11 protein-coding genes are annotated in these 14,619 nt (G+C 36.2%); 4 read left to right on the top strand and 7 right to left on the bottom strand.

Annotated features, from left to right (window positions below; translation table 11 throughout):
* Nucleotides 1–86: 86 nt before the first annotated feature.
* Complete coding sequence (locus AC07N0_RS14620; RefSeq protein ID WP_494589752.1) at nt 87–1,043, bottom strand: NmrA family NAD(P)-binding protein; 957 nt, start codon at nt 1,041–1,043, stop codon at nt 87–89.
* Between the two features lie 593 nt (nt 1,044–1,636).
* The gene (locus tag AC07N0_RS14615; protein WP_494589751.1) at nt 1,637–2,758 is read right to left on the bottom strand and encodes a redoxin domain-containing protein; all 1,122 of its coding nucleotides are present in this window, start codon (nt 2,756–2,758) and stop codon (nt 1,637–1,639) included.
* 148 nt (nt 2,759–2,906) lie between these two features.
* Here AC07N0_RS14615 and AC07N0_RS14610 point away from each other — a divergent pair, with 148 nt between their 5' ends.
* Nucleotides 2,907–3,689, top strand: a complete 783-nt coding sequence (locus AC07N0_RS14610) for an amidohydrolase (protein WP_494589750.1) — start codon at nt 2,907–2,909, stop codon at nt 3,687–3,689.
* Nucleotides 3,690–3,691: 2 nt separating this feature from the next.
* Nucleotides 3,692–4,330: an SGNH/GDSL hydrolase family protein gene (locus AC07N0_RS14605; protein WP_494589749.1), complete on the top strand. Its 639-nt coding sequence runs from the start codon at nt 3,692–3,694 to the stop codon at nt 4,328–4,330.
* A 56-nt stretch (nt 4,331–4,386) separates the two neighbouring features.
* Here AC07N0_RS14605 and AC07N0_RS14600 read toward each other — a convergent pair whose 3' ends face one another.
* The 3 genes from AC07N0_RS14600 to lysS form a co-directional block, all read right to left on the bottom strand.
* Nucleotides 4,387–5,874 carry a Do family serine endopeptidase gene (locus tag AC07N0_RS14600; protein WP_494589748.1) on the bottom strand — a complete coding sequence of 496 codons (1,488 nt, stop codon included), beginning with the start codon at nt 5,872–5,874 and terminating at the stop codon, nt 4,387–4,389.
* 303 nt (nt 5,875–6,177) lie between these two features.
* Nucleotides 6,178–6,624: an Hsp20/alpha crystallin family protein gene (locus tag AC07N0_RS14595; RefSeq protein WP_494589747.1), complete on the bottom strand. Its 447-nt coding sequence runs from the start codon at nt 6,622–6,624 to the stop codon at nt 6,178–6,180.
* A gap of 526 nt (nt 6,625–7,150) precedes the next feature.
* Nucleotides 7,151–8,863, bottom strand: a complete 1,713-nt coding sequence (gene lysS / locus AC07N0_RS14590; RefSeq protein ID WP_492803543.1) for a lysine--tRNA ligase — start codon at nt 8,861–8,863, stop codon at nt 7,151–7,153.
* Nucleotides 8,864–9,144: 281 nt separating this feature from the next.
* Between lysS and AC07N0_RS14585 the strand changes: the two genes are divergently transcribed.
* Both AC07N0_RS14585 and AC07N0_RS14580 read left to right on the top strand, forming a co-directional pair.
* Nucleotides 9,145–9,543 carry a LytR/AlgR family response regulator transcription factor gene (locus AC07N0_RS14585; protein WP_492803542.1) on the top strand — a complete coding sequence of 133 codons (399 nt, stop codon included), beginning with the start codon at nt 9,145–9,147 and terminating at the stop codon, nt 9,541–9,543.
* A gap of 395 nt (nt 9,544–9,938) precedes the next feature.
* The gene (locus AC07N0_RS14580) at nt 9,939–10,976 is read left to right on the top strand and encodes an aldo/keto reductase (RefSeq protein WP_494589746.1); all 1,038 of its coding nucleotides are present in this window, start codon (nt 9,939–9,941) and stop codon (nt 10,974–10,976) included.
* Between the two features lie 120 nt (nt 10,977–11,096).
* Here AC07N0_RS14580 and AC07N0_RS14575 read toward each other — a convergent pair whose 3' ends face one another.
* Both AC07N0_RS14575 and AC07N0_RS14570 read right to left on the bottom strand, forming a co-directional pair.
* The gene (locus tag AC07N0_RS14575; protein ID WP_494589745.1) at nt 11,097–13,517 is read right to left on the bottom strand and encodes a TonB-dependent receptor domain-containing protein; all 2,421 of its coding nucleotides are present in this window, start codon (nt 13,515–13,517) and stop codon (nt 11,097–11,099) included.
* Between the two features lie 268 nt (nt 13,518–13,785).
* Nucleotides 13,786–14,607: a DUF4097 family beta strand repeat-containing protein gene (locus AC07N0_RS14570; RefSeq protein WP_494589744.1), complete on the bottom strand. Its 822-nt coding sequence runs from the start codon at nt 14,605–14,607 to the stop codon at nt 13,786–13,788.
* Nucleotides 14,608–14,619 lie beyond the last annotated feature (12 nt).

The raw sequence follows: 14,619 nt of genomic DNA, 5'->3' as shown, positions 1-14,619 counted from the left end.
AATGTTTTATGTATTTAATATCTGTTTGTTTAAAAGGTAAAATGTTAAACTAAAAAATCTCATTGTTCAAGGCTTACCCCTCTGAGCTACTTCTCAAGCTCATTCTCCTTAAACCAATCCAACGTTTCAGTGATGGCTTCTTGTAAAGGGGTTTCTTTGAAAGTTGGAAAAATACTTCTCACTTTACTGTCGTCCAGTATTACAGTTCCCTCAAAAAGATAAAGCATCTCTTTTACTTCTTTCATTACTGGCATAAAAATTCCTAATATTGTAAATAACCATTTTGGATAAACCGTAATCTTTTCAGGAGCATCGGCTGACCTTGAAATCTGGTTAAGAAAACCTTTGATTGTTGGATGTACTTGTCCGCCATAATTATAATTTTCATAAGGTTGCTGCACACCTCTTTGCATTAATCTTACCATCATTTCAGCAGCATCTTTGGTAAAAACCATCTGATGTGGAATATCAACTCGAACAGAATAAGGAAGAGCGTTACCATTAAGTGCATTCATAAAAAAAGGCTTTATACCCTCATTCAATACATTAGGACCCCAAAAATCTGGTAAACACACATCTAATACCTTACATTTCCCACTATAGGCAGCATCTTTCAACATCTTCTTTAACTCAACACGCAAAGCTCCTTTTCGAGTGCAAGGATTCTCGGGAGAATCTTCTTTAATTAATGGGGTTTTACCATAATTGTAAACATTCCCAGGAAAAACTATCATTGCTTGATTGATACTGGCAGCTTCAATAATCTTTGCAGTCACTACATCCATGTTGCCAAACCATTGGTCATAAGGATAATTAATCCCGTGAAAAATATACTTTTTGTCGGCAGAGACTTGTTTTAAAAGATTCAAATCTTGCACATCACCTTTGATGATTTCTACATTGTCAAAGTCTTTAAAAAGATTTGTTGCCTTGGCTACATCACGAACAATGATACTTACTGGAATATTTTTGCGAAGTAAATTTTCGGTAAAAGCATAACCAATACTTCCTGTTGAGCCTAGTACTAAGATTTCTGATTTCATGTTTTCTGGTTGTTTAATGATGATACAAAGTTGATTTAATCCATCGAAATCGTCCTTGACCAATCGTGCAAATAACATGACATTTCACGAAAACCTATCAACAAAATAGGAGCCCTTTCTAACTTTTCCTTAAAATAAAGTAGTTTAACAAATAGCCTCGTAGCGGCGGGATGTCGGTAGGCACCTTGTCTATAACATTCCCCTCCAAGCCCCATCGGGGCGAAATATTTCGCCCCGATGGGGCTTGGAGAAGTTAATAGAATGCGTCTTCTACCGATATTGTATTCCTAACGGAACTATAATTTGTATCCCTAAATCAAACATGAGTCATCCCGAATTTTAAAATCACAAAAAAGCGGTCAAAATTAGTTTTTGACCGCTTTTTTGTGATTGATTTTCCCCGAATTCCTACTGTTTGAGCGAAGCGAGTTTAGGAATTCTTGATTTTCTTTTGTTACTTTTCTTTCATCAAGGAAAGAAAAGTAAGGACAATATAATAATAATTAGAAAACCTCTCAAATTGTCTCCAAAACGGACAATTTTAGGGGAACTTCGGAATAACTTATTTTTATGATACTTAAATAAAATTCAGCCTAATAATATCTTCCTACAGCAGGGTTGTCTACAATAATTCTCTTCATTTCCTGAGGATTAATCGTGCCCTGTTTCTGATACACTACCTTTCCGTTTGGTTCTATTAATAAAGTATAAGGTAATGCTCCTTGCCATTTTGGGTCAATAAGTTCTATCAGTTTGTAGGCATCGTCAGAATTAAAAATATAATTTTTGTTCGAAGCCTGTAATCTTTTCAGCGTTGCCAAAGCTTTCTCTTTTTTGTCTGGTTTATCTGCCGAGACAGTCACTAATTCAAAATCTCGTTGTCTAAACATTCTATTGATAGTCATAAAATCAGGCAACTCAGCCACACATGGCCCACACCAAGTAGCCCAAACGTTGATTAATCTTAACTTTCCTGAATCATTTTTCAATAAACTTTTTATACCTGCTTCATCGATTGATTCCAACGCTACGGGTTCTTTTGCCCAATCTATTTTTTCTTGTTCCGCCAATTCTCTTTTACCTCCCCATTTTATCGAACAGCCAAAGGTTTTGGTTTTACTCACAGTTACAGGCTTATCCGCTAATAATTCGTCAAGGGCTTTTCTGGTATCGTGATTTTTAGGTGTACCCGTTGGTTTCTCAACATCATCTATTCTTCCTGAGTACCTTAATATTCTTTTCTGGTCAAAAATAAAGGCATGCGGCGTCGCCACAGGGCCATATTTTTTAGAGGCTACTTCCGTATCACCATCATACAAATAAGGAAAATTGAAATGATGTTCCTTAGCCCTGATTTTCATATCATTGTAGCTATCACCTAAATCGGTATAACCCATTTCATCCAAACGCACGCTTACAGGGTCATTTGGAGAAATGGCAATTACTTGCACTCCTTTGGCTTGGTATTCGGTTACGAGCTTTTTGATACGCTCTTCATAAGATTGTGCTGTCGGACAGTGATTACAGGTAAATACGACTACTAAAAGCTTGGCTTTGGCAAAAGAATTGAGCGTATACATTTTGCCATCGGTTCCCTTTAAATTAAAATTAGGAGCAACAGCTCCAATTTCTAAAGTAGGATGTTCTTCAATATTTTTGAAGCCCAATAATGCTATGCAAATCGTTAATAATGAGAGGGAGAGTATTCTTTTCATAGTTTTTATAAATTGTTTTTTCTATACAAAAGAAAACACTTTTTCGGACTAATGTATCTTGCTTTGGTTGCTTTATTTGATTGAGCCATAGAAAATCACTATTTTTGATAATACTCATCCCACGATTATTCTCTTAAAAGATATATTTATGCAAGACCTTTCTGTAACGCTTATTCAAACGAATTTATATTGGGAAAATACCACTGCTAATTTGGCGATGTTGGAAGAAAAAATTGCGCTGATTGATACGCCTACTGACCTTATTATTTTACCAGAAATGTTTAATTCTGGTTTTACGATGAATGTTAACGAGGTGGGACAGCCAATGAATTTTTTCGTGCAAAAATGGATGAAACAACAAGCTGCCCAAAGCAATGCCGTTGTCACTGGAAGTTTTATTGTAAAAGATGGAAATCATTTTTTCAATAGATTACTCTGGATGCGTCCTGATGGTAGTTTTGAGCAATACGACAAACGTCATTTATTTAGAATGGGGGGCGAACATCATTATTTTACAGGCGGTACAAAAAAGCTAATTGTGGAATTGAAAGGTTGGAAAATTTGCCCGCTTATTTGTTATGATTTACGGTTCCCCGTATGGTCTAGGAATGTGAATCAAGCTTACGACTTACTGATATATGTAGCTAATTGGCCAGCGGTTCGTTCAAAAGTGTGGGATACTCTTCTGCAAGCCCGTGCTATTGAAAACCAAGCGTATGTAGTAGGGTTAAACCGTGTAGGCAAAGATGGAATGGATTTAATCTATTCGGGGAATTCGGCAGTGATTGATTTTAAAGGTAATCAACTTTTTTATGAAGAAAATATTGAAATTGTAACCACACAGGTACTCCATAAAAAAAGTTTAGCTGAATTCAGAGAACAATTCCCTGCTTATTTAGATGCTGATAGTTTTGACATTAAAACCTATTGATGATGCAGAAAAAACTACTAACTTTTTCATTGTTACTGAATCTCTTATTTATCATCACAGGTGGCATCTTGGCATACCAGTTTAGGCTAAAACTCTATCGATATTTATTCCCAGTGAAATCAAAAAATATTTTATTGATTGGTGATTCTTTGATTGCACAAGAAAACTGGTCACTACTTTTAGGAAGAAATGATATTTACAGCATCGCTTATGGTGGGGCAATCACTTTGCATATTTTAAAAGACTTAACACTGCAAGTACCCCACATTAAACCCAAGATTTGCGTAATTGAAGGCGGTATAAACGATTTGCTAGCTGGTGTACCCGAACAACGGGTTTTTGAGAACTATCAAAAAATGATTAAAATACTTCAAGAACAGCAAATCAAAATAGTTGTTCAAGCAGTAGTCTATACGTCGATGCCCGATATTAATCAAGAAATCACCCTGTTGAATGATAAATTAGCGAGGTTTTGTCAAGAAAATCAATTGATATATGTGGATGCTAACCCATATTTAGCTGAAAACAATCAACTAAAACCACAATTCTCATTAGATGGCATTCATTTACAATACGACGCTTATCCAATTTGGGCAAAGGAATTAGCAAAGGCATTAGAAACCCTTGAAGCCAAGCCATAAAAAAACCTGTAAAGCAGTGCTTTACAGGTTTTTTAGTACTATTATATAAAGAATTATTAAAGTATCATCAGTACGCGTGTACCGTCTACATCAATACCTTCAAGTCTAACTTTACCTTTGCGATTAGCTAAAACGTCTGCTATTTCTTTTGCATCGGTAACAGTTTTTTCATCAATTTTAGTGATAATAAAGCCTTTATCTAATCCTTGGTAGCCTAATCTACCTTCTGGATCAACTTCTGTGATTTTTGCACCGCCACTAATTTTGAATTTAGCTTTTTCGCCATCACTCAAATTAGCAAGTTTAGCACCTAGAAAATCACTTTTTACAACATTTCCAACCACTTCACCTTTTACAATGTTTGTGTTGCCATCTTTATTTTTTAACACAACATTGAAGTCTTTAAGGTCTCCATCACGGTTTACAGTAACTACTACTGTTTCGCCTGGGCGTTTACGACCTACCAATTCCATCAATTTAGACATTGATCTGGTTTCGATACCGTCTATTTTTACAATTACATCGTTTACTTTTAATCCAGCAGCTTGAGCAGAGCTTCCGCCTACTGTTGGGAAACCACCTACATATACGCCATCACCTACTTTTAAATCTTTCTCCTCAACCAATTTAGCGTTTACTTCGGTAATGTTGATACCCAAATAGCCACGTTGCACATTGCCATATTTAATCAAATCAGCCGCTACTTTTTTAACAATTCCTACTGGTACGGCAAACGAATATCCTGCAAATTGACCAGTACGGCTATAAATAGCAGTGTTGATACCTATTAGTTCTCCTTTTAAGTTAACCAAAGCACCACCAGAGTTACCCGGATTTACGGCTGCATCTGTTTGAATAAATGATTCTAATGGATTAACATCTCCACCACGGTCGATAATGTTTTGGCGTCCTTTTGCTGAAACAATACCCGCTGTAACAGTCGATTCTAAATTGAACGGATTACCTACAGCCAACACCCACTCTCCTACTCTGATAGCATCTGAGTCACCAAAAGTTAAGAATGGTAGATTAGCACTTTTTACTTGAATTACTGCAATATCCGTCGCTGGGTCAGTACTGATAACTTTTGCTTTTAACTCGCGTTTGTCATTCAAAATTACTGATACTTCGTCGGCATCTTGTACTACGTGGTTGTTAGTAACAATATAACCGTCTGAACTAATAATTACCCCAGAACCTGATGCTTCTTGAGGTTCAATTTGTTGACGACGACCACCTCCGCCAAAACCTCCGAAGAAATCTTCAAACGGGTCCATCATTTGACGGCTAACGTTGCGTGTCATTTTTGTTTTAATGTGTACTACCGCAGGCGTAGCTTTTTCTGCCGCATACGTAAACTCACCTGGTGCACCTGCTGGAACAGCTCCAACATTTGAAACCATTCGTGTGAAAGCAGAAGGCGTATTGGTAAATAAGGCGTCTGATGATGATTTTTCTAAAAAAAGCTTATAGGCTCCAAGCGTAGTAGCACTACTCAATATTCCGGCTATAGCTAGGTTTTTTACATTACTTTTAATTTCCATGGTTTGTGATATTTTGTTAAATTTTACAAAACAATACAAGATTGAATAAATTTTTGATCTTTAATTCACATCTGCTAATTTAACGCTAAAACTTTTTTTAAGGTGCATTCCTCTAAAGCTTTTTAACATATTTTAAGAAAATACTTATTAGTAAGTAATCAGCTTTGAGTGATGAGTTTTTTGTAGAACAATAATATAACATTTAGGGCAAAAAGATTCCTTCTCTAACACTATTTTTCAGAGAAGGAATCGATCTTAATAATCTTGAAGCTCATGGTTAAAAGCTTAGCGCAAGCTAATCTATTACGCTACTGCTATTTCTTTAACCGCAGGTTTTACTTCTTCTTTTTTAGGAAGTGAAATATTCAATATTCCGTCAGCATAAGTAGCTTCTATTTTTTCTCCGTCTACCGACTTAGGCAAATTGAATGTTCTTTGGAACGAAGTGTAATTAAATTCTTGGCGAGTATATTGCTCAGTTTTTTCTTCATTTGATTGCTCTTTCTTAGTCGAGATAGTCAAACGGTTTTCATGAAGACTTAATTTGAAATCTTCTTTTTTCAAACCTGGAGCAGCTACTTCAATATGAAATACGCCTTCTACTTCTTTTACATTCACAGCAGGAATGTTATTATATGCTACACTATGGTGTTGTTTTGAAGGATACATGGTGTCTATGTTTTTTAAAATGTTGTTGAAATCTTCATTGAAAAATTGGAATGCTGGGTTATTGAATCTAACAAGTTTCATGGTTTTATGTTGTTTAATGTTTTTTGATTAAATGTTAAAATGTTTTGTCCTTTTTATAATAGCTGGACATCCCTTTTATCTCAAATCCTATACCACCTACATTTTAATGCCATTATGTCTTATGTTTTTTATTTTAAATAATCTTTACATGACAAAATAGCCGATTATTGCAAACCAAGGTTGATAAATTGTCATTTTTTAGATTATCAGCGTGAATTTGTGAAAAAAGATTTTACCCGCAGATTTTGGAGGTTTTAAATTATCAAAATCAGCGGAAATCAGCGATACTTTTCTGCGAGAATCAGCGGGAAAATATATTACCCGCTGATTTTGGAGATTTAAAAACCGCTGATTTTCGGAGATTTTGAATTATTTAAAAATCAGCGATACTTTTCTGCGAGAATCTGCGGGAAAAGATTTTACCCGCAGATTTTGGAAATTTTAAACCGCAGATTTTCGGAGATTATTTAATAAATCTGCGAGTAAAAAAAACGGCTACCTCGATGAAGTAGCCGTTTTCTATTTTTTATTCAAACCATTTAAGAACATCGTCCTTAGTAGGAATTGAAATATCTAGTTTTAACTTTTTACGCATTCCGCCTAAATCGTTAAATACTTTGTTTGGATTAGCCTCTTTCAGTCCTGCGATAGTCATAAAGCCCATTTTTTGAAGTACAGGTATCCATGCTGTTGGTACACCAATTGCCTCATATTCTGCATCAGTAGAAAGTTCAGCTTTCTTCTCTGGACGCATCTGAGGGAAGAATAATACCTCTTGAATAGTCGTTTGATTAGTCATCAACATCGTCAGACGGTCGATACCAATACCAATACCTGCTGTTGGTGGCATCCCATATTCTAATGAACGAAGGAAATCTTCATCCATCGCCATTGCTTCGTCGTCACCTCTTTCAGCTAGTTTCAATTGTTCCTCAAAACGTTCACGCTGATCAATCGGGTCGTTTAATTCTGAATAAGCATTGGCAATTTCTTTACCATTCACAAATAATTCAAAACGCTCTACCAACCCTGGTTTGCTACGGTGTTTTTTAGTCAACGGAGACATTTCAACTGGATAGTCGATAATAAACGTTGGCTGAATCAAATTGCCTTCCACTTTCTCACCGAAAATTTCGTCAATCAATTTACCCGTTCCCATCGAAGCATCCACTTCTATACCCCATGAAGTACAGTGATTACGAAGCGTTACTTCGTCCATACCTTCTACATTAACACCTGTGTATTTTTCAATTGCTCCTGCAATCGTCAAACGTGTGAATGGTCCAGCAAATTCAATTTCGTTTTCGCCAACTTTTACTTTCGTTTGTCCGTTGGTAGCGATGGCAACTTTCTCGAAAATTTCTTCGGTGATTTCCATCATCCAATTGTAGTCTTTATAGGCTACATAGAATTCTAAAGAAGTAAATTCAGGATTGTGAGTTCTGTCCATTCCTTCATTACGGAACATTTTGCCGAACTCATACACGCCATCAAAACCGCCTACAATAAGGCGTTTCAAATACAATTCATTGGCAATTCGCATATATAAAGGAATATCCAAAGAATTGTGGTGTGTTTTGAACGGACGAGCAGAAGCACCCCCATGAATTGGTTGAAGAATTGGTGTTTCAACCTCTAACCAACCTTTTCCATCAAAAATTGTACGCATCGTCGTTACAATTCTTGAACGTTTGATAAATATATTTTTTACTTCTGGATTAACAATCAAATCGACATAACGCTGACGGTAACGTGTTTCTGGGTCTGTTAAACCATCAAACACATTTCCATCTTCATCACGTTTTACTACTGGCAATGGGCGTAATGATTTATTCAGAATCTTGAATTCGGTAACATGAATAGAAACTTCTCCTGTTTGGGTAGTAAACACATAGCCCTTCACCCCAATGATATCACCAATATCTAATAACTTCTTGAAAACTGTATTATAAAGCGTTTTATCTTCATCTGGACAAAGGTCGTCTCTACGGAAATATAATTGAATACGGCCTGTAGCATCTTGTAATTCTGCGAAAGATGCACTCCCCATAATTCGGAAAGACATTAATCTACCTGCAATCGAGATATTCTTATAATCAATCTTATTGTTCGCATAATTCTGCTGAATATCCTCGGCAGTTACATTGATTTCGTATAGTTCAGCTGGATAAGGGTCGATTCCGAGCTTCATTAAATCTTCGCGCTTTTGTCGGCGAAGTACTTCTTGTTCTGAAAGCATAGTATTTGTAATATGATTCGTGAAAAACCACCAATCTTGTTTTCCTACAAAATTAAGGATTATTCGTGTGTCTTCAAACCATAAATTTTTCTGATTTTCTTGTTACCATTTTTCAATGCTTTTACGACTAAGAAAATGTAGCACAAAAGGGGGTTTTACGGAGGGTAAAAATACGCAATTAAGCAATTAAAGTGTTTTTACGCTAAAATATTGAAAGCAAAGTCTTTTGTTTTGTACTATGGAAAAATATTCATCAAGGTGATTATGTAAACCAAACAACTATGAACTTACCAATCCAAACCAATTTTCTCTTTTCTTCAAAACGATATGGTCGTGAAAAAAGAACAATTATTTTCTTAGAAAGAGGAAAAACAGAAATCTTTATCGATGAAATTGTGATGTGTCAAGGCGAAGGAAATTATACTTTTGTACATTATAAGAATGGTAGTAAAAGACTTTTTTCAAAAACGTTAAAACAATTTTGTGAATTATTTGAGCCCCATGATTTTGTAAGAGTAAGCAGATCTTTCTTGATTAATTTAAGATATTTAAAAGCATTCAGTACTACAGGTGAGCCATGTGTAATTATGATAGATGGACAAAAGATAGACATTGCTAGACGTCGCAAAGTGGCGTTTCAAAATATAATAAGACAGTTTACAATAAAATCAATTGCTTGATTACCAATTGGTCAATGTATGCTAATTAAAGAAAAACTATTTTAGTGGTTAGGTGAATAGGCGACAGCTTCCTGAATGTTTCGGGGAGCTGTTTTGATTTTGGACTTGAAGACTTTAAGACGTTAGACTTGAAGACGCTAGACTTAAGACTTGAAGAATTTGGACTTAGTCATTAAGTTTGGCACCTTAAATTTAACACCTAAAGTCCAGCATCTTAAAATCTAACATCCTCAAGTCCTTAAGTCTAGCGTCTTCAAGTCTTAAATCTAACGTCCTCAAGTCCTAAAGTCTAACATCTTATTTACCAAAAACGAACCAACTTTTTACTTTTTGGATTTTACTATCAGCTACTCCTTAAAGAGTAGTATATAACAAATCTCTAAAATCAATAAAGAATGGAATACAGACAGTTAGGTGCATCAGGCTTAGAAGTGCCTGTGCTAAGTTTTGGTACTGCTACATTTGGTGGTGGAAACGATTTTTTTAAAGCTTGGGGAAGCACTCAGGTAGAAGAAGCTACTCGTTTAGTAGACATTTGTTTAGAGGCAGGTCTCAATTTCTTCGATACTGCCGATGTTTATTCTCAAGGGCTTTCAGAAGAGATTCTAGGAAAAGCACTGGCTGGCAAAAGAGATAAATCAATTATTTCGACCAAAGCTACTTTTACTTTTGGCGAGGGTTCAAACAATCAGGGTTCATCTCGTTATCGTTTGATTAAGCAAGTAGAAGGGAGTTTAAAACGCCTAAACACTGATTATATCGACCTTTATCACATGCATGGCTTTGATGGCAACACACCTATTGAAGAAACATTAAGGGCATTAGATGATTTAATTCAAAGTGGTAAAATCAGGTATATTGCTGCTTCAAATTTTTCGGGATGGCATTTAATGAAATCTCAAGCCATTGCTGACAAATATGGTTGGAATAAATATGTAGCACATCAGGTATATTATTCATTGGCCAATCGTGAATACGAATGGGAACTAATGCCTTTGGGCTTAGACCAAAAAGTTGGCGGAATTATTTGGTCACCTTTGGCGGCAGGTAGATTGGGCGGAAAATATCGTAGAAACCAACCTTTGCCACAAGATAGCAGAGTAGCGCAAGGTGGTAGCCCCATTCCAGAAGCAGTAATCAACGAAGAAGTATTTTATAATATCATCGATGCCTTGGATGAAGTAGCAGAAGAAACGGGCAAAACCTTAGCACAAGTAGCCATCAACTGGGTATTGCAAAGACCAACAGTATCGAGTATCATTATCGGTGCTAGAAACGAAGCACAACTCCTTCAAAATATTGATGCGGTAGGTTGGAATTTGACAACTGAACAAGTAAAGAAATTAGACCAAGCCAGTGAAGTGCCCCCAATTTATCCATATTGGCATCAAAGACAAAATCTAAAATTGAATCCTTTGCCTAAGTTTTATTAGGATTACTCTTATCACTAGGGAGGGACTTAAGTCCCTCCCTAGTGATAAGGTATTGACTATCAAACATTTGAAAAATAATTAATACTTACCTCACCCCCTAATAGGGAATGATAACATTTATCACCCTCCCTTAATCCTATTCATTTCATCCTCAGAACCTGATTTACGACTTCTCGCTCCTTTGATTTCCTTATTTCCGAAGCGGTAATTGAAACTAAATTTCAATTGTTGCCCTTCAAAAGTGAATCTTAAATTTGTTTCAATTCCTGCATAGCGTGAATGATACCCACCACGGGCAGTACCTAATACATCACTATAAGAAACCTTGAAAGTGGCGTTGTCACTCCAAAACTTCTTTTGCACACCTATGTCCATCATACCCATTCCCGAGTTGTAATCGATTCTTCGGTAGGGGGAATTATACCAACCTGATAATTCTATCGTCCAGTTGTTTTTTATCTTGAAAGTATTCTGTCCGTTGCAATTAAGTGCCGCTGTGCTGTTATTAATGACTAATCCATTTTCCAGATTGGCTTTCCAGATATTGTGATAGGCACTCACATTGAAATAAATTTGCCACCATTTTGTGATAGAAGCGGTGATACTCATGTCCAAACTTACTCCTTCAGAATAATCTAAGTTCCTAGAAATAAAATAGGTTCGGCTACTATCATAAGGAATCCTTAGACCCACCACTGGGAATTTGGTTCGCCAATATCCTAAAGAAGTTGTTAATTTAGATTGATACACATGGGTCAATTTAAAACTATTGGCTAATTCAGGGCGGAGGAATGGATTCCCTTTTGAATACACCAATTCATCAATCCTATATTCAAAAGGATTCAGGTTCTGATAACTCGGACGATTGATTCTGCGACTATAATTAAGGTTAAAAGAATGATTATCAGATGCCTTGAATGATAGCGTTCCGCTTGGGAAAAAGTTCAGGTAAGTAGTATCTACCCTATCTAAATCGTTGTGCTTATAACTGGTAAGATTACCTAGCGACTTAGTATTTTCAGCCCTCAACCCTACTTGAAAATCCCATTTCTTGTTTAACTGAACATTATAATTTATATATCCAGCGTATACTCTTTCCGTATAGGTAAATCTGTTACTTCGGTCTATATCTCTGACTTCTGTATTATTTATGACATTAAAGAAATCAAACGTATTATCAGACGTTACATCCGACCATTTTACTCCATACCCCAATTTTCCTTTTTGGAAAGGCTGTTCATAATCAATTTTAAAAGAACTGATTGTAATATCTGTCGGAGTTTTACTGACATAGTTTCGTTCGATAGCAGGAATCTCTGGCGAATAAAACTGATACCTATTGGGCTGATAATTGATACCCCTAGAAGTAAAAATACCATAATTGGCATCAACATTCAGTTCATGCCCCGTAGTATCAGCAAAACGATAATTTAGATTTAAGTTGAGGTTCTTGTTTTTTTCAGGGTTAGATGTTTGCGAATAAAGTACTACAGAATCAGGGACTGAGCTAAATCGTTTGCCAATCAGCGTTTGGCTTTCTCCTCCGCCGTTATGGTCGCTCATTCTTCCATTGACACTAAAGCCTATCGTATTTTTTGAATCAATGTAATAATCAACGCCAACTTTGGCACTTTGCGAGGTATCCTTCCATAAGCCATGCCACGTTTTATTATAGATGGTATTGTTCAGAATTTGGTCATCCAAAGTAGTATTATGCCAAGCCCCTTGATTATAACTATACGAACCAAAAAGGTTAACCTTTTTATCACGATGATTGATATTCAGTGAACTATTGTATTTTGGGGTAATACCAAAATTAGCCCCAAGACTAAGATTGCCATTGGTACCAATTTTTCGGTTCTTCTTCAAACGGATATTGATAATACCTAAGTCACCTGCGGCATCATATTTAGCGGAGGGGTTGGTGATAATTTCAATGGCTTCGATATCAGCAGAGTTCATACTTCTGAGGGTTGAAGCAAGGTCTTTCCCACTCATCTGCGACGGTCTTCCGTCAATATAAATCCTGACGCCTGCTTTGCCTTTTATCAACACGTTTTCATCCTTATCTACTTGTACTCCGGGAGATTTCTGTAATAATTCTAACGCATTGGAGCCTGTCGCATTAATACTATTCTCTACATTAAAAACTATTTTGTCTTGCTTCACCTCTATCAAAGGTTTGGAAGCTACCACCTTTACTTCTTCCAACTGTTTGACAGAGGTTAATAAGGTAAAAGGCGGTAAATCAATATTCTGATTGATTATTTCAATGGGCGAAGACCTAAAACTTTTGAAACCTACCGCATTAATTTGAAGATAGTATAGTCCTTTAGCAATATTAGCCATTTTAAACACGCCATCTTCTGTGGCAATATCAGCTTTTACTAACAAAGAATCTTTGGTATGATGCAAGGCAATGGTAGCAAAAGGAACTACTTCATTTTGTTGATTTTTGATAGTTCCATTGATAGTAAACGTTTGGGCAAAGCTAATACTAGCAATAAATAGCAGTAGCATCAGCAAGAGTATTTTTTTCATAGTTTGTTAGGTTGTTTGTTGAGGTTTTTTTTATGACAAGGACAAGAGGTTTTACTAATTTGTTGCAATTTTTTCAAAATTAATTACAAGTAAACAGGTCAATAGGTTACCTCATCCCCCAACCCCTTCTCCTTCAGAGAAGGGGAGCAGACTATTGGATTCAAAGCCCCCCTCTCTGAAGGAGAGGGGTTGGGGGTGAGGTTAAAATCTGTAAGTTTCACACAAATGCTAAACCTACAGATTCTTTATTGATTAAGTTAAAATAGGTTTATTTGGCTTTTCTTAGATATATATTACCATGCATATTCTTCATCATGATTTCAGGGCCACCGCCATTGATTTTCCCATAAATCCAGTCTTCAATTTTAATTTTATACATCCCTTTTTCACTGGCTGTATTTGTCTTAGGTTGAGTTTTGTCGATGTCAATGTCAAAATCGCTTAGTATTTCTCCTCTATCAGATTTTAGCTTAACATTCGTTTTAATCGTAACAGGAAAAGTAATGTCTACATTTCCGTTCAACGTTGTAAATGCCATTGGTGCTTTAGCATCCACCGATTTGAAACTGGTAATGATGTTTCCGTTAACAGTATTCGCCACGACAGAACCTGAAATATTAGACAGTTTTATCGCACCGTTTACATTGTTTACCTCCATTTCTCCATTGATGTTATCTACCGTAATATCTCCATTATTGATGGTATGGAGTTTAAAATTTCCACCTTGTGGTACTTTTAGGGTAAGGTTAACGGCTCTTTTCCAAGAATCAGAATGTACGATTATTTTGTTATTGTTTTCCTCGGCCGTAAGCTCCAATCCATTGTCTGCCACGATGCGCTTCATACCTTCGGCGTTGGTTTTGCTTTCTTCTTTTTTGCCTGAGGCTGCTTGTGCTTCGATTATTATTTCTTTGCCAGCATAGCTAGCTACTTTGATTGAGCCATTGATTAATTTCACTGTCAACGAATATGGCTTAGTTGGGTCGGTCAAAGGCACCGTTATCTGGTCTTTTGATTCTGTCTGAGCCACGGCTCTGTTCATCAATAGGATTGATAGTAGCAGAAATCCTGCTTTTTTTATTGTTTTCATCTGTTTGATATA

The organism is Arcicella sp. GW821-FHT09D11 (genome assembly GCF_059416265.1).
This window is presented reverse-complemented; position numbering and strand designations above follow the sequence as displayed.